Here is a 272-nt window from a genome sequence, read left to right as displayed (position 1 = left end):
CGTGGCCCTGGCGCTGGATACCCATCGCGTCACGCCCTCGACCGTGTTCCAGACTGCACCCGGCAAGATGACCATCGGCACCGCCACCATCGGCGACTCGCATGCCCACGGTCCGCTGACGGTGGCGCAGATCATCGAGAAGTCTTCCAACATCGGTACCGCCAAGATCGCGCTGGGCATGCCGCCGGAAGAGATGTGGGAAATGTTCACCACGGTCGGCTTCGGCCAGCAGCCCAAGTTCGGCTTCCCGGGTGCGGTGGCCGGGCGCGTGC

1 protein-coding gene is annotated in these 272 nt (G+C 66.5%); it reads left to right on the top strand.

Features of this window, described 5'->3' with window-relative positions; all coding sequences use genetic code 11:
• Positions 1 to 43: 43 nt before the first annotated feature.
• Positions 44 to 272 (top strand): penicillin-binding transpeptidase domain-containing protein (locus tag ACZ3HH_RS30005; protein ID WP_465810211.1); only part of this gene is annotated, 229 nt, incomplete at its 3' end.

This window comes from Pseudomonas sp. PME37.24/025, assembly GCF_055556615.1.
The sequence above is the reverse complement of the archived record's forward strand: the minus strand, read 5'-3'. Positions and strand labels throughout refer to the sequence as shown.